Source organism: Streptomyces sp. ISL-98, from assembly GCF_018614055.1.
Classification (GTDB): domain Bacteria; phylum Actinomycetota; class Actinomycetes; order Streptomycetales; family Streptomycetaceae; genus Streptomyces; species Streptomyces spiramyceticus.
Window position 1 is genome coordinate 57,299 of record NZ_JAGGPB010000070.1, and the last position, 18,497, is coordinate 75,795.

Consider the following 18,497-nt stretch of genomic DNA (forward strand, 5'->3'; position numbering starts at 1 on the left):
CCGTGCGCTACCGCATCCTCGGCCCCACCCAGGCACTCCGCGACGACGGCACGCCCGTCGCCGTCGGCGGAGCGCGGCTGCGCGCCCTGCTGACGGCGCTGGCGCTGCGGCCGGGGCGTACGGTGCCGGCCGGCGCCCTCACCGACGCGGTGTGGGCAGCCGACCCGCCCGCCGACGCGACCGGCGCACTCCAGGCCCTGGTCGGCAGGCTCCGCCGGGCCCTCGGCCATGCGGCGATCACCTCCGTGGACGGCGGCTACCGGCTGTGCGCCCGCCCCGAGGACGTAGACCTGTACTGCTTCGAGCGCCTCGCGGGGGAGGGCGAGCGCGCCCTGGACGCCGGGGACCCGGCCGAGGCGGCGGCCCTGCTCGACGAGGCGCTGAGCCTGTGGCAGGGCCAGGCCCTGGCCGACCTCCCCGACCGTACGGGCGAAGCCACCCGCTGGGAGACCCGCCGCCTGGCCGCCCGCCGCACCCGCCTGGCGTCGGCGCTGGCGCTGGGCCGCGCGGAAGAAGCGCTGCCGGAACTGGCCGCGCTCTGCGACGACCACCCGATCGACGAGCAGCTCCAGGCGCTGCGCCTGCGCGCCCTGCGCGACGCGGGCCGCACGGCACAGGCACTGGCGGCCTACGAGGACCTGCGCCAGGACTTGGCAACGCGCCTGGGCACGGATCCGTCGCCCCAACTCCGCGCTCTGCACGCGGAATTGCTGTCCCCGACTCCGCCCCCCGTGCTGGAGGCCGCGGTAACTTCAGCCCGCCCGGGGGCCGGGGGGCTTGGCCCCCCACGCGGCGGCAGCCGCACAATGTCGCAGCCGGGAAGGGGCGGGGGAGGGGAAGGAAGCGCCGCCCCCGATGCCGCGCAGGCTCACGGTGCCCAGCAGCGCACTCCGCCCCCCACGGACCCACGCACCGTGCCCCAACCCCAGACCTCCCACGGCAACTTGCGCGCCCGTCTGACCTCCTTCGTCGGGCGCGAGGCCGACATCGACGTCATCCGGGGCGACCTCGCCGGTGCCCGGCTCGTCACGCTGCTCGGGCCCGGTGGCGCCGGTAAGACACGGCTGTCGCAGGAAGCCGCCGAGGCGGCCGACGGGGCCTGGCGGGACGGCGTATGGCTGGCAGAGCTCGCGCCCGTCGACGACCCCGCCACCGTGCCCGAGGCCGTACTCGTCGCGCTCGGGGCGCGCGAGACCGTGCTGCGCGGGGCCGGCGCCGAGGAGCTGCGGGCCGTCGACCGGCACGGGGACGATCCGCTCGTACGCCTCGTCGAGCACTGCCACCGCCGCCAGATGCTGCTCCTGCTGGACAACTGCGAGCACGTGATCGACGCCGCCGCCCACCTCGCCGAGGAGCTGCTCGCCCGCTGCCCGGGCGTGACCGTACTGGCCACCAGCCGGGAACCGCTGGGTGTGCCCGGCGAGGTCGTACGGCCCGTGGAACCCCTGCCCGACCCCATGGCGCTGCGCCTGCTCGCCGAACGCGGTGCCGCCGCGAAGCCCGGGTTCCGTACGGACGACGATCCGGCCGCGGCGGCCGAGATCTGCCGGCGCCTCGACGGACTCCCCCTCGCCATCGAACTCGCCGCCGCCCGGCTCCGGATGCTCACCCCGCGCCAGATCGCCGACCGCCTGGACGACCGGTTCCGGCTCCTCACCGGCGGCAGCCGCACCGTGCTGCCGCGCCAGCAGACCCTGCGCGCGGTCGTCGACTGGTCCTGGGACCTGCTGGACGAGCCGGAAAGGGCGGCTCTGCGCGCCCTGTCCGTCTTCGCGGGCGGCTGCGACCTGCCCGCCGCCGAGGCGGTCTGCGGGCCCGACGCGCTCGACGTACTCGGCTCGCTGGTCGACAAGTCCCTTGTGGTGGCCTCCCCTTCGGGCGAGGGCGAGGGCGAGGGCGAGGGCGAGGGCGAGGGCGAGGGCGAGGGCGAGGGCGAGGGCGAGGGCGACGGTGAAGGCGAAGGCGAAGGCGGCGAGAGCGAAGGCGCGGGCCGCAGCAGCGGCGGCATGCGCTACCGCCTCCTCGAAACCGTCGCCGAGTACGCCGCCGAACGCCTCGACGAGTCGGGCGAACGAGACGCCACCGAGCACCGCCACCTTGTCCACTTCCGCGAACTGGCCCGCCACGCCGACCCCCTGCTGCGCGGCCGCCAACAGCTCGCCGGCATCAGCCGCCTCCAGCTCGAGTACGAAAACCTCCGCACCGCACTGCGCCGAGCCATCGCGGCCCGCGACGAGCACGAGGCGCTGTGCCTCGTGCACTCACTCGCCTGGTACTGGCAGATCCGCGATCTCCGCAGCGAGGCCCGCCACTGGTCCCTGGCCGCCGCCGAACTCGGCCCCGACCCCTTCGCACCGCCGGCCGCCCCCGCCCCCGCCCTGTACGAGCGGTGTACGGACACACCGCCGCCCATGGCACCGGAACAGCTGCTGGAGGCGCGGCGCGGAGCGTGGATGATCCATCTGGCGAGCATGAACCACGACCTCGACGAGTGGACCTCCGGCGACGCCATGGAGTGGCTGCGCCGCGTCGTCGACGTCTACCGGCCGGGTCTGCCGCAGACCTGCCGCACACCCGGGACGCTCTGGTTCTACGCGATCATGCTCACCGGCAGCCCGGGGCAGCTGAAGGAGGTCATCGACCGGACGGTCGACACCTGCCGGGAGCTCGGTTACGTATGGGAGCTCGCCGCCGCGCTCCAGATGCGGGCCAACATCCTCGCCAACCGCAGCGACTGGGCCGGTGACGCCGGCCGCGACGCCGACGAGAGCCTGGAGATCTTCACCCGGCTCGGAGACGCGTGGGGCGCGGCCGAGGCCCTGTCGGCGCGTGGCGAGGCCCGCGAGCGCACAGGCAGGTTCGCCCTCGCCGCCGAGGACTTCCGCGCCGCGATCGGCCACGCGCGGCAGCTCGGAGCCAAGGAGCAGGTCGCGCTGCTGCGGGTGCGGCTCGCGGGCGTCATGGTGGAGACGGGCGACGGCGAGGAGGCCGAGGCGATGCTGCGCGCTGTCCTCGCCGAGGTCGAGCACAGCGGCCACGAGTGCGAGCCCGCAGCCCGCATATACCTGGCGACGTGGCTCGCCCGCAGCGGTCGCAGGGACGAGGGCCGCGAACAACTGGAGCGCGTGCGGAGGGACTTCAAGAAGTCGACCCTGGCGATCTTCGAAGGCTTCGTGCTCGGCCTCCTCTCCTGGCTGGACAATCTGGACGGCCGGTACGCCGCCGCGCTCGACCAGGCACGTCAGGCGCTGGAACGGTCCTGCGTGCCGCTGTCGCGGATGGTCGCCCCGCACATGCCCGCGATCCAGCTGATGATCGCGGCCCGTGCCCTGGCCGGACTCGGCGGCCCGGGCATGGCCCGCGACGCCGCACGCCTGCTCCACGCGCACGACGCCCTGCTCCCGCCGGGCCACTTCGTGACGACGCAGGAGCGCGAGACGAGGGCGGACGCCGAGGCGGCTGCCCGCGCCGCGCTCGGCGACACCGCGTACGAGGCGGCGTACGCCGAAGGCAGCGGCCTCACTCTGGACGAGGCCGCCGCCCTGGCCGCCGGACGCTGACGCGACCGGCGGGACCGTACGTCAGGTCTTCTTGCGGAACTTGGACACCGCGAGCGGAGCCGTCACCACCGTGATGGCCACCGTCCACGCCAGCACCATCCACACGTCGCGGGCGACGGGACCGCCGATGAACAGCCCGCGGGCCGCGTCCGCCAGGCTCGACAGCGGGTTGTAGTCGGTGAAGGTCTGCAACCAGCCCGGCATCGTCGAGGGCGGCGTGAAGATCGACGACCCGAACTGCAGGGGCATCAGCACCATGAACGCCATGCCCTGCACAGCCTGCGCCGTCTTCACGGTCAGCCCGATCAGGATGAAGATCCACATCAGCGAGGCGCCGAAGAGGAGCGAAAGCGCGATCGCGCCCAGGATGTGCAGCGGCGAAGTCTCGACCGACATACCCAGGACGAAGCCCACGCTCAGCAGGATCACGAAGGCGACCATCATGCGGCCGATCTCGACGACGATCTTCGCTATGAGGACCGAGGACCGGGCGATCGGCATCGTCCGGAACCGGTCCATGACCCCCTTCTGGAAGTCCTCGTTGACGCCGGTGCCGACCGCCATCGAGACGTTCATGCCCATCATCGCCATCAGGCCGGGGACCAGATAGCTGACGTACTCGGACTGTTTGCCCGGGCCCGCGACCGCGCCGCCGAAGACGAAGGTGAAGAGCAGGGTGAAGACGATCGGCATCAGCAGGACGTCGAACATCGACTCCGGGTCCTGCTTGATCTGCATGGCGTTGCGGCGGGCGAGAGCCACGATGTGCCGTGCGTTGGCCCGCAGACCGATCCGGCCCTCACCGCCGCCGCGCGCCTTCGCGGGCGACTCGGGCGCCGTTGTCGGTGTCACTGTCGCCGCGCTCATGCCGCGACCCCCTCGTGCTGCTTGATGTCTTCGACGTTCTCGGTGAGCGCGTCGCTCGTCTTCTCGCCCGTAATGGCCAGGAACACCTCGTCCAGGCTGGGCAGATGGGTCCCGATCTCCGCGATGCCGAAGCCCCGCGCACCCAGCAGGCCGACCACCGCGGTCAGTTGCTCGTCGCTGAGGATCGGTACGTAGAGCATCCCCTCGTCGGCCTTCGACCCTGCGATCCCGTCGAGCCCCGCCTCGCTCAACGCCCTTGCCATCTCGGTCAGTTGCGCCGGGTCGGACGGGCGGACCTCCAGGGTGCGGCCGCCGACCTTTGCCTTCAGCTCGTCGACCTTGCCGCCCGCTATGACCCGGCCCCGGTCGATGACCGTCAGCTCGCTCGCGAGCTGCTCGGCCTCCTCCATGTACTGCGTGGTGAGCAGGACGGTGACCCCCTCGCCCACCATCCGCTTCACCTCGTCCCACACCTCGTTGCGGGTACGCGGGTCGAGTCCGGTCGTCGGCTCGTCCAGGTAGAGCACGGAGGGCTGCCCGATCATGGAAGCCGCCAGGTCGAGGCGCCGCCGCATACCGCCGGAGTACTGCATGACCGGCTTCTTCGCGGCCTCGGTCAGCGAGAACCGCTCCAGCAGCTCGTCCGCGCGCCTGCGCGAGTCCTTGCGGGACAGATCGAGCAGCCGCCCGATCATGTAGAGGTTCTCCCAGCCGACGAGCTTCTCGTCGACCGATGCGTACTGCCCGGTCAGGCCTATGGTGCGGCGAAGCTGCCGGGGCTGCTTCACCACGTCGTAACCGGCCACGACGGCCGTGCCGGCGTCCGGCTGGATCAGGGTGGACAGGCAGCGCACGAGGGTGGTCTTTCCGGCCCCGTTGGGCCCGAGGACACCGAGCACGGTGCCTTCCTGTACGACCAGGTCCACGCCGTCCAGTGCCTTGGTCTCGCCGTAGTGCTTGACCAGTCCCCTTACCTCGACGGCGTTGGCCGCGCCGCCTGTGGGGTTCTTGTCGATTCGCGTCATGCCGACTATGAGAACAGCCGCCACTGACAACGCACCGACAGAACGCCGACAGCCCGCCGATGGGGGAAGTCGGCGGGCTGTCTCTGGTGCGGGCAGTGGCTAGTGGAAGGTGTGCTCCTCCTGCGGGAACGCCCCGCCGACCACCTCGTCGGCGAACGCCTTCGCCGCGTCCCCGAGGGTCTGCCGGAGGTTCGCGTACTGCTTGGTGAAGCGCGGCACCTTGCCGCCCGTGAGACCGACCATGTCGGTGTACACGAGCACCTGGGCGTCCGTGTCGGGACCGGCGCCGATGCCGATCGTCGGGATGTGCAGCGACCGCGTGACCTCGGCGGCCAGCTCGGCCGGTACGAGCTCCAGCACGACCGCGAACGCGCCCGCGTCCTGCGCGGCCTTCGCGTCACGGAGCAGCTTGTGGGCGGTCTCGTCGTCGCGGCCCTGCACCCGGTAACCCATGGTGTTCACGGACTGCGGGGTCAGGCCCAGGTGCGACATGACCGGGATCCCGGACTGCACGATCAGCTCGGTCTGGGCCAGTGAGCGGTCGCCGCCCTCCAGCTTGACCGCGCCGACCCCGGCCTCCTTGACCAGCCGGATAGCACTGCGCAGGCCCTGGACGGGGCCCTCCTGGTAGGAGCCGAAGGGGAGGTCGCCGACAACGAGGGCGCGGCTCGTGCCCCGTACGACAGCGGCGGACAGCATGGTCATTTCGTCGAGAGTGACCGGCACAGTGGTGTCGTAACCGAGGTGGCAGTTGCCCATGGAGTCGCCGACGAGCATGACCGGGATACCGGCCTCGTCGAAGACCGAGGCGGTCATGGCGTCGTACGCGGTGAGCATGGGCCACTTCTCGCCGCGCTCCTTGGCGGCGGCGATGTCATGGACCGTGATGCGGCGAGTGCCCTTGCCGCCGTACAGCGCCTTGCTGCTGTCGGCGGGTGTCTTGTGGGCAGCCTGAAGCGTCATGGCTAACGGCTCCTTCGAAATCTCGAGGCGCCCTGACGGCGTCCCCGGACCACAACCATGGTGACACCCCACCGGGGCTTACGGGAAGTGGGGGCGGTGCGGCTGCTGAGGGCTGTCCGCGCCGCTGGCTGGTTTGTGCGCGTTTCGTCACAGCGGGCCCTCCGCGCACAGGAACCGGAACCCGCACCCCCGCCCCGTCGTCCTCGTGTCAAGACGGCCGCCGTGTTGGGCGGCAGAGAAAGGCACCGGCAATCCCCTAGGGTCACAGGCGTGGCCGGTGTGCAGGGCATGGCAAGGCAGTGAGGACAGCGGAATGGCACAGGCGTACAAGACGGACTCGGGGAACGGCAGCTCGGAATCCGAGCGTTCGGGGTCCCGTCTCCGGCTCCGCCTCGACCGCTGGCGCCGCGACAGGGGCATCTGGCGGCGCGGCGTCGTCCTCGCGGTCTGCGCGGTCCTGCTCACACTGCTGATGGTCTTCCACGCGGAGATCCCCAACACCGTCGGCAACCTCGGCAGCCTCACCGAGACCTTCCTGCCGTGGCTCGGCGTGGTCGGCATCCCTGTGCTGCTCGTCATGTCGCTGGTGCGCCGCTCGGCGACCGCGCTGGTCGCCCTGCTCCTGCCGGCGATTGTCTGGCTGAATCTCTTCGGCGGCCTGCTCACGGACAAGGCGGGCACGGGTGGCAACCTGACGGTCGCCACCCACAACGTCAACGCCGAAAACCCCGACCCCGAAGGCACGGCCCGCAAACTGGCCGAATCCGGTGCCGATGTGGTGGCCCTTGAGGAGCTCAAGGCGAGCGCGGTGCCGTCGTACGAGAGCGCTCTGTCCGGCACGTACAAGTACCACTCGGTGCAGGGCACCGTCGGGCTGTGGAGCAAGTACCCGATGTCCGACACCCGGCCCGTCGACATCAAGATGGGCTGGACCCGCGCCATGCGTTCCACGGTGACGACGCCGGAGGGCGAGGTCGCCGTGTACGTCGCGCATCTCCCCTCCGTACGGGTCAAGGTCAACGCCGGCTTCACGGCCGGCCAGCGCGACGACAGCGCGGACGCCCTCGGCGAGGCCATCGCCCGCGAGCCCCTCGGCAAGGTCGTCCTCCTCGGCGACCTCAACGGCACCATGAACGACAGGGCCCTGAACGCGGTCACCTCCCAGATGCGGTCCACGCAGGGCGCGGCGGGCGACGGCTTCGGCTTCAGCTGGCCGGCGGCGTTCCCGATGGCGCGGATCGACCAGATCATGGTGAAGGGGATCGACCCGGTGTCGTCCTGGGCGCTGCCGGACACGGGCAGCGACCATCTGCCGATCGCGGCGCGGGTGGAGATCTGACGGGCGCGCACGCTCTGTCGCAACCCGGCGTTTACGTCGCGGAGCACTTCACCTGAGAGACTTTGTTCCGCACAGGAACGTACTCCCTCTCTCTCGTGGAAAAGGTCACCCATGCCCAGGCCGCCCCGGCCCGTCGCCCTGCTCGCCCTCGCTGTGAGCGCCTTCGGCATCGGAACCACCGAATTCGTGATGATGGGCCTGCTGCCCAACGTCGCCGACGACCTGAACACCTCCGTACCGAGCGCCGGCCATCTCGTATCGGCGTACGCGATAGGTGTCGTGATCGGGGCCCCGCTGCTCACGGTCCTGGGCTCGCGCATCCCCCGAAAGCGGATGCTCCTCCTCCTGATGGCCCTGTTCACCGTCGGCAATCTGGCCTCCGCCCTGGCGCCCGGCTTCGGCTGGCTGGTGGCGGGCCGGGTGCTCGCCGGGCTGCCGCACGGGGCGTTCTTCGGGGTCGGCGCTGTGGTCGCGGCGCGGCTGGTGGCGGACGGGCGCCAGGCGCGGGCCGTCGCGACGATGTTCCTCGGCCTTACGGTCGCCAACATCGTCGGCGTACCGGCGGCGACGCTGCTCGGCCAGCACCTCGGCTGGCGCGCGACGTTCCTGGTGGTCGCGGCGATCGGCCTGGTCGCGATGGCCGCGCTGGCCCGCCTTGTCCCGTACGTCCCCGTGGACGCACAGCAGAGCGTGGCCCGCGAACTGCGCGCCCTGCGCAACGGCCAGGTCCTCCTCGGCCTGCTCACCGCGGTCTTCGGCTTCGCTGGCGTCTTCGCCGTGTACTCCTACCTGGCGTCCATGACGACCGAGGTCATGGGCTTCGGCGAGTCGTCAGTAACGCTGATCCTCGCCCTCTTCGGCACGGGCATGACGCTGGGTGCGCTGGCGGCGGGCCCGCTGACGGACCGAGCCCCCCGCCCCACCCTCTACGGCTCTCTGGCCGCCCTCGCGGTCGTCCTGCTCGCCTTCAACTACACCGCCCATGTGCAGTGGGCTGCGCTGGTCACGGTGGTGGTGCTGGGCACGGTCGGCTTCATGACCACGACGCCGCTCCAGATGCTGGTCATGAAGGCGGCCAAGGACGCCCCGACCCTGGCCTCCGCCTCCAACCACTCGGCGTTCAACCTCGCCAATGCGGGCGGCGCGTGGCTCGGCGGCATGGCGATCACGGCGGGCTGGGGCTGGATGTCGCCGACGCTGGTGGGGGCGGGGCTGGCGGCGGCGGGCCTGGGAATCGCGGCGACGGCGGGCGTCCTGGCCCGGTCGGCGTCGCCGTCGCGCTCGCGCGTAGTAGCCTCCCGCAGCGCGCGGGAACGGGCGCGGGACGCGGTGGCGTGACGGGGGGTTCTTTTCCCCACCCCGCCCCTTCCCGAACTGGGGACAAGCCCCCAGGCCCTCGGCCCCCTGGACGCCCTCCGGGCGTGGTCCTCAGACGCCGGACGGCCTAAAAATCAACCGGGGCGGCCCTTCCGACGGCCGACGGCGCCCAGCGCCCCACGGGAGGCGTCCACCGCCGTGGCCCCCTGAACGGGCGGGCGGGGTGGGGCAAGTGCCCGCCGCAGGCGGGCGCACCGCCCACCGGCCCGCACCCGCCCGGTGCCCCACGGGAGGCGTCCACCGTCTCGCGCCCCCCGAACGGGCAGGCGGGGTGGCCACCCACCGCTCAGACCGACTCGCGCCACCGGTTGGTGATCGGCAGGCGCCTGTCCTTGCCGAAGCCCTTCGCGGAGATCTTCGTGCCCGGCGGGTACTGCCGCCGCTTGTACTCCGCCGTGTCCACCATCCGCAGCGTCTTCGCGACCAACTCCCGGTCGTAGCCCGCCGCGACGATCGACTCCAGGCCCTGGTCCTTGTCGACGTACATCTCCAGGATCCGGTCCAGGACGTCGTAGTCCGGGAGGGAGTCCGTGTCCACCTGCCCCGGCCGGAGCTCCGCGCTCGGCGGCTTGGAGACGGAGTTCTCCGGGATCGGCGGCGTCTGGCCCCGCTCCTCCGCCGCCTTGTTGCGCCACCGCGCAAGCGCGAAGACCCACGTCTTGTAGACGTCCTTGATGGGACCGTACGCGCCGACCGAGTCGCCGTAGAGCGTCGAATAGCCCACCGCCAGCTCGGACTTGTTGCCCGGTGCGAGCACGATGTGGCCCTCCTGGTTGGAGATCGCCATCAGCGTCGTGCCGCGCAGCCGCGACTGGAGGTTCTCCTCGGCGAGCCCGGTCAGGCCCAGCGCGTCCATGTACGCGTCGAACATCGGCTCGATCGCGACGGTCCGGTAGTTCAGCCCGGTACGCCGCGCCAGCTCCGCCGCGTCGCCCTTGGAGTGGTCCGACGAGTACTTCGACGGCATCGAAACGCCGTACACGTTCTGCGCGCCCAGCGCGTCGCACGCGATCGCGGCCACGAGTGCCGAGTCGATGCCGCCGGACAGCCCGATCAGGACGCTGCTGAAACCATTCTTTGCGGCGTACGCCCGCAGGCCCACGACCAGCGCCGAGTACACCTCCTCGTCGTCGTCGAGGCGCTCCGCGTAACCGCCGGTCAGCTCCGGCTCGTACGCCGCGACCGGCTCCTCGGAGAGAACGACGCGGTCGATCAGCAGCCCGTCGTCGACGATTCCGGTCGGCGCGTCCCCGCTCGCGGCCGGCAGGTCCAGGTCGAGCAGCATGCTGCCCTCCGAGAACTGCGGCGCACGCGCGATGACTTCGCCGTCCTTGTCGCAGACGATCGAGTCGCCGTCGTAGACCAGTTCGTCCTGGCCGCCGATCATCGCGACGTACGCCGTCGTGCAGCCCGCCTCCTGGGCGCGCTTGCGCACCAGGTCGAGCCGGCTGTCGTCCTTGTGGACCTCGTACGGCGAGGCGTTGATGGACACGAGCAGCCCCGCTCCGGCGGACCGGGTCGCCGGGACGCGACCGCCGTCCTGCCAGAGGTCCTCGCAGATGGCGAGGGCGACATCGACGCCGTGGACGCGGATGACGGGCATCGAGTCGCCCGGCACGAAGTACCTGAACTCGTCGAAGACGCCGTAGTTGGGGAGGTGGTGCTTGGCGAAGGACAGTGCGACCTCGCCGCGGTACAGCACGGCGGCGGCGTCCTGCGGCGACCCGGCGGGCTGGCCGTAGCGGGGCTGGGCCTTCTCGCAGCGGTCGAGGTAGCCGACGACGACCGGGATCTCCCCGAAGCCCTCCTCGGCGAGGCGCACCGCGAGCGACCGGACGGCGTCGCGCGACGCCTCGACGAAGGACGACCGCAGGGCGAGGTCCTCGACGGGGTACCCGGTCAGCGCCATCTCGGGGAACGCCACTAGGTGGGCGCCCTGCTCGGCGGCGTGGCGGGTCCAGTGGACGATCGCTTCCGCGTTGCCGGAGAGGTCGCCGACGGTCGAGTCGATCTGATTCAGAGCGAGGCGTAGTTGAGGCACGTAGCCAGCCTAACCGTCAGATTGACGCGATGTCCTGGCAGGAGTCGTACGTACACGTGTGGGGCGCCCCACTCCGGCGGCCGACACCCGCGCCCTCCTGGCCTCCCGAGGACGCCTCCGCGCACCGCTTCACTTCACCGGGCCGGTCCAGACCGCGTCGTCGTACTCCATCACGTCGGGGCTGAACTCAACCTGTATCCGGTCTGCCGCGCCGGGAGGCAGGGAGTAGGCGTACTTGCCGACGGCCCGCTTCCCGGGGAGGAGGTTGCCGGTGAGGACCTTCTGCCGGCCGCTGCCGTCGATCAGGAGCTCCGCATCGGCCCCGTCGGCGTCGCTGACGTTCGGCAGGCCCGTCTTGAAGTCGACCTTCGCGGTGCCGTCGTTGACGGCGGTGACTATCACCTGGACCGCCTTGTTGCCTTTTGCGTGACCGAGTACGTAATCATCCGGAACGTATGGCTGAGGCTTGGAGACGGTGATCTTCAGGCCGTTCTCGTACGTGTACGTCTCACCGAACTCCAGGTTCCTGGCCGCCTCCGCCGCGGCGGACGCCGAGGCTTCCGCCGATGCCGAGGCCTTCGCGGACGCCTCCGCCGACTCGACCTCCGCGCGGATGTCGTCGGTGATCTCCGTGACCTTCGTGACGGTGAACACCCCACCGCCCACGGCGAGCAGGAGGCCCACCGCGCCGAGGATCAGGCCGGTGAGGGCCATGCCCTTGTTGGTCGCCAGACCTTTGCGGGCGTTACCGAGTCCGATGATGCCGAAGACCAGCGCCAGCAGGGCGGGCAGCCAGGACATCCAGAACAGGAACACGGCCAGGCCGAGGACGACACCGGCTATGCCGAGCACCAGGGCCGCGACGCCCAGGCCGTTGCGCGGCTGCGTCATCTGGGGCGGCGGCCCCTGAAAGCCGGCCGGCGTCGGGCCCCACGGACTCTGGCCGCTGGGCGGGGCGGGCATGGTCATCCGACGTCCTTCAGGCCATGGGCGAATAAGAGTTCGATGACATTAACAGGGCACACATGTGTCCCGTAGTCCCATATGCGCCGGTAGCCGAGCCCACCCGGTTGCGGCGGCGTACGAGGGCGCGAAAGACGGCCGACGCGCCCCGATTCCGCAGTAGCGTTGCGCCAACCATGTCCTTTGAGTTGCTCCGCGGTACCCGGCCCGTCGCCGCCCTCCTCGCGTTCGGCGCCGTCACGTACACCGCCTGGGCACTTGAGGCCGTCCTCGTGACCGGCCTCGACCCCGCGCGAACGTACGTGAGTGAGCTCGCCGCGGCCGACCAGCCGCGCGGTGGCCTCTTCCGGGCCACCGACCTGATCGCGGGCCTGCTGGTGCTCGCGGGCGCGCTCTGGGCCTTCGTCAGGTACCGCCCGCGCAGGCTCTGGACGGTCACCGGCTGGGCCGGCATCGCCTTCTTCGGCGCCGTCACCGCCGCCGACTCCCGGCTGCCGCTGAGCTGCGCGCCGACCGCCGACCCTCAGTGCGCGGCCCGCGAGGCGGCGGGCCTCGTCCCGGTCACGCACGCGGCGCACTCGTGGAGCAGCAGCCTCGCGACGACCGGAGCCGTCGTCGCGATGGTGGCGCTCACGCTCGCGGCCCGCCGGTACGGCCGCTGGGCGCCCCTCGCCCGTACCGGACCCGTCATCGTCACCGTCGAACTCCTCGCCACCGTATGGACCCTGGCCGCAATCGCCGCCTTCGAGGCCGGACAGGGAACCTGGCTGCTGGGGACCGGACAGCGGATCCAGGTGCTGCTGGTGGCGGTCTGGCTGGCTGTGCTCGCATTGTCAGTGGCACGCGAGAAGCTGTACGAGTGACTTCGACCTCGACTTCGGCTTCCTCCTCACACCGCAGTTTCATCCGGATCGGCGGCGTACCGCACCATGTGGTCGTCGACGGCAGTGGCCCGGTGTGTGTGCTGAGCACAGGGCTCGGGATGAGCTGGTTCGACTGGGACCCCGTGGCACGGCTGCTCGCGCCGTCCTTCACGGTCGTACGGTTCGACCGCCCCGGGCACGGCCTCAGCGGCCCCGCGACCACGCCGCCGACCGCCGCCGGTGAGGCGCACCGTATCGCCGCGATCCTCGATGCGCTGCCCGCCGTCGCGAGCAGGCCCACTGCCGGCCGGCCCGCCACCGTCGTAGGTCATTCCGTCGCCGGATTCCACGCGGAGGCTTTCGCCCGCCTCCACCCGGCCCGTACAGCAGCCGTCGTGCTGGTCGACTCCAGCGTCGAGGAGCACGCCCGCACCCCCGGCGCGCCGGCCCTGCGCACCGCCGCCGCCCGGACCCTCGCCGCGGCCCTCACCGCGACCGGCGCCCCGGCGGCGCTGGGCCCCCTCGCCCGCCGGGCGACGGTCCGCCTGAGCCGCACCGGCGACGGCGGTGATCCGGCGCCCGACGCTCTCGTACGCCGCTGCTACCGCACCTCGCGCGTCCTGCGCGGCGCACTCCTGGAGAACGCCCACTACCGCGCGGTCGCCGCCGAACTCCTCGCGCTGCGCGACCGTTCCCCGCTGCCCGACGGCGTCCCGGTGGCGGTCCTGGCGGCGCACGACGGCAAGGGTGGCCGTTCCTCGCTGCGCTGGCTCGACCGGCAGCGGGCCCTCGCCGGACAGCTCGGCGCCCGCTTCGAAGTCGCCGAGCCGTCCGGCCACTTGATGATGCTGGACCGCCCGGACCTGGTGGTCCGGGCGGTCCAGGAGATTCAGCGCTAGGGGTGTCCGGTCGGTCTCCGCGACGCCGCGGAGACCGACCGGACACCCCCTGGGGCAGACTCAGGAACGCGGAGCCGCACCCCGCGCCTTGAGCAGATCCGTCATCAGGGCGATCTCCGATTCCTGCGCGTCGACCATGCCCTGGGCCAGGGCCCGCTCTGTGCCGACTTCACACCGCTCGACACAGCCCTGAGCCATCGTGACGCCGCCCTTGTGGTGGTCGGTCATCAGCTGGAGATAGAGGATCTCCGCCTGCTTGCCGTCCGCCTCGCGGAGCTTGTCCAGCTCGCTCTTGGTGGCCATGCCGGGCATGAGCGCCCCGTCACGCACCTCATGCGCCCCATGCGCCGCACCGCCGACGGCACCGTGACCGCCGTGTCCGGAGGAGCCCCCCGCGCCCGCCATCCAGGCCATCGGCTCGTCCGACGACACCTTCGGCAGCTCCCACAGGTCGAGCCAGCCGAGCATCATGCCCCGCTGGTTGGCCTGGGTGTTGGCGATGTCGTACGCCAGCCGGCGCACCTCTTCGTCCTTCGTACGGTCGCGCACGATGAAGGACATCTCCACCGCCTGCTGGTGATGCACCGACATGTCCCGCGCGAAGCCCGCGTCCGCGGAGTCCGCGGCGGGCGTACCGACACCGTGGGTATCGTCCTCGCCCCCGCTCCCGGCGGCCGCGGTGACGGCCGCCGTTGCGAAGAGCAGCGCCAGGACGACCGCCGTGACGGCGGCCCAGTGCGTACGGGTCATCACAGGGTCATTCCGCCCGTGCACGGCGCACCGGGCTCAGGCGTCTGCGGCCCCTGCACGTACTTGGTGAAGAACTGCTCGACCCGCGGGTCGGAGGCGCTGTCCACCGTCACCTGCTTGCCCCACGCGCTGAGCATGAGCGCACCGGACTGGTCCTTGACCGGGCTCATCAGCGAGTACGACGTCTTGCGGACCTTCTCCTCGAGCTTCTTGACGTCCGCGTCCGACGCCTTGTCGTTGTACGTCACCCACACCGCGCCGTGCTCCAGCGAGTGCACCGCGTTCACCTTCGGGATTTCCTTCTTGTAGACATCCCGTTCGCAGTTCATCCAGACCTGGCTGTGGTCGCCGCCCACCGGCGGCGTCATCGGGTAGGAGACTTCCTTGGTGACGTGATTGCGGCCCAGCTTCTTCGCGTCCCAGGACTTCTCCTTCTTCACGGGCGCCTTGGCCAGGGCCACCTTCTGTTCCTTCTTCTCCGACTGCTGGAGGAAGACGTAGGAACCGAAGCCGACGAGGCCGACCACGACGACGGTGCTGATGCCGATTGTCAGGAACCGGTTGCGGCGCTCGCGCGACTGCTCGGCGCGGCGCATCTCCTCTATTCGGGCCTTGCGCGACGCGTTGGAGGTCTTGGTGGAAGCCATGGTGTGTCCTTCTGCCTGCGAAAAGGGATTGAGGGATGACGAAAGCCCGGAATGAATCGGGCGGCCCGGCTACGTCCGCATCACTTGAAGGGCATGGCGTCCCGGCGCGCGGGGAAGGGCCCCGGCGCCACGGACCGGATTCGCGGGGGCCGGAGGCGCGAAGTGCAGCGGCTCGGCGGCCACCGGGGTGGCCGGCGGCGGCGCGGTGAGCACGGCGGGGGAGAGGTGTGCGAAGGCGCCGCAGTGCTGGGAGTCGTACGGGCAGATGTACGCCGCGGCGCCCGGCGCGGGAGGGGCGGCGCTGTAGGCGGCAGCCGCGTCGTGGTGCGCCCGGGGCTCTGCCGCGGCGGCACCGAGGCAGACGAAGAGCGCGACGAGCAGCGTCGCCACGGCGCTCAGCAGCGCCATGGGACGTACGGTGCGCCTGATGCGCCCGGTGCGGGATTGCCGCGATCCCCCCATAGGCGGAGATCGTAGTGGGCGACGGCCGGACACCGGTCATACGGGTTGTGGCCACTGGGCCGGAGGTTTCACGCGGTAGGGTTCGGCTACCCCTCTTGCATGTCGCAAAAGGAATACCGCCGGGGCCGCGACGAGACGCCGGAGGAGCGCGCGGACCGGCGGTGGGCCGAGCTGCTCCAGGAACTGCGGGTCGCGCAGACCGGCGTGCAGATCATGTTCGGTTTCCTGCTGACCGTTGTCTTCCAGCCGCGTTTCGACGAACTCTCGACGACCGACCGGGACATCTACGTCGTCACCGTCGTGCTGGGAGCGGCGACGGTGGGCGCACTCGTCGGCCCTGTGTCCTTCCACCGGCTCGTCACCGGGCTGCGGCTGAAGCCGCAGACGGTGACCTGGGCCTCGCGCCTGACGGTCGTAGGGCTGGTGCTCATGCTCTGCACCATGGCCTCGGCCCTCCTCCTCATCCTGAGGATGGCGCTGCACGACACCTTCGCGCTGTGGCTGGTCGTGGGACTGGTGGTCTGGTTCGTGCTGTGCTGGTTCGCCCTGCCGGTCTGGGCCCGGCATGCCAGTGCGGCCAAGGACTGACCTGAGTCAGTCCTTGGCCGCACTGGAGCGTGTGAGCTGTCGCCGTTACGGCGGCGGTGCCTACGCGGCGCCGCCACGCGGGGCGGACGCACGGCGACGCGACTGCGCCGGTGCGCTGCGGCGCCCGCGCTGCGACGAGGCACTGCGCTTCGGCCGCTCGCTGACCGGCGACGAGATGATGACCGGGACACCCGAGGGGGCCTGCGCACCGGTGATCCGGGTCAGCTCGGCGTCGCCGGAGCGGACCTGGGCGGTGTGCGGGGTGATACCCGCGGCCTGCATCAGGCGGGCCATCTCGCGGCGCTGGTTGGGCTGCACCAGCGTGACGACACTGCCGGACTCACCGGCACGGGCGGTACGGCCGCCACGGTGCAGGTAGTCCTTGTGGTCGGTCGGCGGGTCGAAGTTGACGACCAGGTCGAGGTTGTCGACGTGGATGCCGCGTGCCGCGACGTTGGTCGCGACCAGCACTGTCACGTGCCCGCTCTTGAACTGGTCGAGCGTGCGCGTGCGCTGCGGCTGCGACTTCCCGCCGTGCAGCGCCGCCGCCCGTACACCGCTGGCCAGCAGGTCCCGGGTCAGCCGGTCGACGGCGTGCTTGGTGTCCAGGAACATGATCACCTTGCCGTCGCGGGCCGCGATCTCGGTGGCCGTGGCCTGCTTGTCGGCGGGGTGGACGTGCAGCAGGTGGTGCTCCATCGTCGTGACCGCGCCCTGGGACGGGTCGACCGAGTGCACCACCGGGTCGGTCAGGTAGTTGCGTACCAGCTTGTCGACATTGCGGTCCAGGGTGGCCGAGAACAGCATCGTCTGGCCCTCGGGGGCGACCTGCTGCAGCAGCTCGGTGACCTGCGGCATGAAGCCCATGTCGGTCATCTGGTCGGCCTCGTCGAGAACCGTGATCTTCACCTGGTCCAGGCGGCAGTCACGGCGCTCGATCAGGTCCTTGAGCCGGCCCGGGGTCGCCACGACGACCTCGGCCCCGGTACGCAGCGCACCGGCCTGGCGGCCGATCGACATGCCGCCGACGACCGTGGCAATCCGCAGCCGCACGGCGCGGGCGTAGGGGGTGAGCGCGTCGGTGACCTGCTGGGCCAGTTCGCGGGTGGGTACGAGCACCAGAGCCAGCGGCTGACGCGGCTCGGCGCGCTTGCCGGCGGTCCTGGCCAGCAGCGCGAGGCCGAAAGCGAGGGTCTTGCCGGAGCCGGTGCGCCCGCGGCCCAGGACGTCGCGCCCGGTCAGCGAGTTCGGCAGGGTGGCGCCCTGGATCGGGAACGGCACGGTCACGCCCTCGGCGGTGAGTGCCGCGAGCAGGGGCGCCGGCATGTCCAGCGCGTCGAAGGCCTCGACGGAGGGAAGCGCGGGGGTGGTGCTCACCGGCAGGGCGAACTCACCCTGCGGGGCGGAGGACCGGCGCTGCGGGGGCCGGCCGGAGGAGCGGCCGGGTGCCTGCGAGCGGCCGGGTGCGGCCGGGCGGAAGCGCTCGCCGCGGTCGGTGCGGTTTTCGCTGCGGCCGGCGTAGTTGCCGCCGGCGCGGGTACGGGCGAATCGTTCACGGTCGTTCGAACGTGCTGCGCGGTTCATTCAGAACCTTCCTCGATGGGCACGTATCGAGGAATTCCGGGCAGCAGTGACTGCCGCAAGGAATCGCAAGAACGAGCCGGTAAATAAGAAGCCGAAATGAAGCGGGCCCAGAAGGTTTGGATGCCTTCGGATCGGGCGCTTCGAAGTGGCTGGAATCCGCGCGGAGAAAGCGCGGAAGGAAATTGGATCGGCGTGAATCGTGGCCGACCGCTTATGAGCCGGTCGCGGAGTACGGCGACCGGGTCGGGGCGACGATTCAAGACAACGAGTCGGGGCCCGCACCCTCAGGTGCGGGCCCCGACCGTGTCTTACGCGTCAGCGTCAGGCGGGAACGATGTTCTCGGCCTGCGGGCCCTTCTGGCCCTGCGTGACGTCGAAGGTCACCTTCTGGCCTTCCTGGAGCTCACGGAAGCCCTGGGTGGCGATGTTCGAGTAGTGAGCGAAGACGTCGGCGCCGCCGCCCTCCTGCTCGATGAAGCCGAAGCCCTTTTCTGCGTTGAACCACTTCACGGTGCCAGAAGCCATGTCATTCTCCTTTGGAGCAGTGCCGGGGCCCGCCCTGTGCGGAC

General features: G+C 71.2%; 16 protein-coding genes. 6 read left to right on the top strand and 10 right to left on the bottom strand.

The genetic code is table 11. The annotated features are described in order from the left end of the window. Positions 1-2: 2 nt before the first annotated feature. A complete protein-coding gene (locus J7I98_RS35395; protein ID WP_214929161.1) occupies positions 3-3,560 on the top strand; it encodes a BTAD domain-containing putative transcriptional regulator in 3,558 nt (1,185 codons plus the stop codon). Between the two features lie 21 nt (positions 3,561-3,581). Here the strand turns inward: J7I98_RS35395 and J7I98_RS35400 are convergent, their stop codons facing one another. The 3 genes from J7I98_RS35400 to panB all read right to left on the bottom strand — a co-directional run bounded on the left by J7I98_RS35400 (position 3,582) and on the right by panB (position 6,415). Further along, positions 3,582-4,427 carry an ABC transporter permease gene (locus J7I98_RS35400; protein WP_214929162.1) on the bottom strand — a complete coding sequence of 282 codons (846 nt, stop codon included), beginning with the start codon at positions 4,425-4,427 and terminating at the stop codon, positions 3,582-3,584. Then, positions 4,424-5,452, bottom strand: coding sequence for an ATP-binding cassette domain-containing protein (locus J7I98_RS35405; protein WP_214929163.1), 1,029 nt, complete (start codon positions 5,450-5,452; stop codon positions 4,424-4,426). Before J7I98_RS35405 ends, J7I98_RS35400 begins: the two co-directional genes overlap by 4 nt. Positions 5,453-5,551: 99 nt before the next feature. Next, positions 5,552-6,415, bottom strand: coding sequence for a 3-methyl-2-oxobutanoate hydroxymethyltransferase (gene panB, locus J7I98_RS35410; protein WP_214929164.1), 864 nt, complete (start codon positions 6,413-6,415; stop codon positions 5,552-5,554). 313 nt (positions 6,416-6,728) lie between these two features. Here panB and J7I98_RS35415 point away from each other — a divergent pair, with 313 nt between their 5' ends. Both J7I98_RS35415 and J7I98_RS35420 read left to right on the top strand, forming a co-directional pair. Continuing rightward, positions 6,729-7,754 carry an endonuclease/exonuclease/phosphatase family protein gene (locus J7I98_RS35415; protein WP_214929165.1) on the top strand — a complete coding sequence of 342 codons (1,026 nt, stop codon included), beginning with the start codon at positions 6,729-6,731 and terminating at the stop codon, positions 7,752-7,754. Between the two features lie 111 nt (positions 7,755-7,865). Further along, entirely contained in the window at positions 7,866-9,092 is a 1,227-nt protein-coding gene (locus J7I98_RS35420) for an MFS transporter (protein WP_214929166.1), read from the top strand. A 325-nt stretch (positions 9,093-9,417) separates the two neighbouring features. Here J7I98_RS35420 and J7I98_RS35425 read toward each other — a convergent pair whose 3' ends face one another. Together J7I98_RS35425 and J7I98_RS35430 are read right to left on the bottom strand one after the other, a co-directional pair. After that, positions 9,418-11,172 carry an NAD+ synthase gene (locus J7I98_RS35425; RefSeq protein ID WP_214929167.1) on the bottom strand — a complete coding sequence of 585 codons (1,755 nt, stop codon included), beginning with the start codon at positions 11,170-11,172 and terminating at the stop codon, positions 9,418-9,420. A gap of 129 nt (positions 11,173-11,301) precedes the next feature. Then, a complete protein-coding gene (locus tag J7I98_RS35430) occupies positions 11,302-12,141 on the bottom strand; it encodes a DUF4190 domain-containing protein (RefSeq protein WP_214929168.1) in 840 nt (279 codons plus the stop codon). A gap of 170 nt (positions 12,142-12,311) precedes the next feature. Here J7I98_RS35430 and J7I98_RS35435 point away from each other — a divergent pair, with 170 nt between their 5' ends. Continuing rightward, complete coding sequence (locus J7I98_RS35435) at positions 12,312-12,998, top strand: DUF998 domain-containing protein (protein ID WP_214929169.1); 687 nt, start codon at positions 12,312-12,314, stop codon at positions 12,996-12,998. After that, positions 12,995-13,897 (top strand): alpha/beta hydrolase, encoded by a 903-nt coding sequence (locus tag J7I98_RS35440; RefSeq protein ID WP_308378046.1) that lies wholly within the window; start codon positions 12,995-12,997, stop codon positions 13,895-13,897. The genes J7I98_RS35435 and J7I98_RS35440 overlap by 4 nt, the downstream gene beginning before the upstream one ends. A 60-nt stretch (positions 13,898-13,957) precedes the next feature. Here the strand turns inward: J7I98_RS35440 and J7I98_RS35445 are convergent, their stop codons facing one another. The 3 genes from J7I98_RS35445 to J7I98_RS35455 all read right to left on the bottom strand — a co-directional run bounded on the left by J7I98_RS35445 (position 13,958) and on the right by J7I98_RS35455 (position 15,702). Continuing rightward, positions 13,958-14,647 (bottom strand): DUF305 domain-containing protein, encoded by a 690-nt coding sequence (locus J7I98_RS35445; RefSeq protein WP_214929170.1) that lies wholly within the window; start codon positions 14,645-14,647, stop codon positions 13,958-13,960. Then, positions 14,647-15,294 (bottom strand): DUF3105 domain-containing protein, encoded by a 648-nt coding sequence (locus J7I98_RS35450; protein ID WP_214929171.1) that lies wholly within the window; start codon positions 15,292-15,294, stop codon positions 14,647-14,649. Before J7I98_RS35450 ends, J7I98_RS35445 begins: the two co-directional genes overlap by 1 nt. A 69-nt stretch (positions 15,295-15,363) precedes the next feature. After that, on the bottom strand, positions 15,364-15,702 hold the full coding sequence (locus tag J7I98_RS35455) for a hypothetical protein (protein WP_251021649.1): 339 nt from the start codon (positions 15,700-15,702) through the stop codon (positions 15,364-15,366). Between the two features lie 153 nt (positions 15,703-15,855). On the opposite strand from J7I98_RS35455, the gene J7I98_RS35460 reads away from it, so the two are divergent. Continuing rightward, entirely contained in the window at positions 15,856-16,344 is a 489-nt protein-coding gene (locus tag J7I98_RS35460) for a DUF6328 family protein (RefSeq protein ID WP_214929173.1), read from the top strand. Positions 16,345-16,404: 60 nt separating this feature from the next. On the opposite strand, the gene J7I98_RS35465 is transcribed toward J7I98_RS35460, so the two are convergent. Continuing rightward, positions 16,405-17,928 carry a DEAD/DEAH box helicase gene (locus J7I98_RS35465; protein WP_214929174.1) on the bottom strand — a complete coding sequence of 508 codons (1,524 nt, stop codon included), beginning with the start codon at positions 17,926-17,928 and terminating at the stop codon, positions 16,405-16,407. Positions 17,929-18,249: 321 nt separating this feature from the next. Beyond that, positions 18,250-18,453: a cold-shock protein gene (locus J7I98_RS35470; RefSeq protein ID WP_028811307.1), complete on the bottom strand. Its 204-nt coding sequence runs from the start codon at positions 18,451-18,453 to the stop codon at positions 18,250-18,252. Positions 18,454-18,497 lie beyond the last annotated feature (44 nt).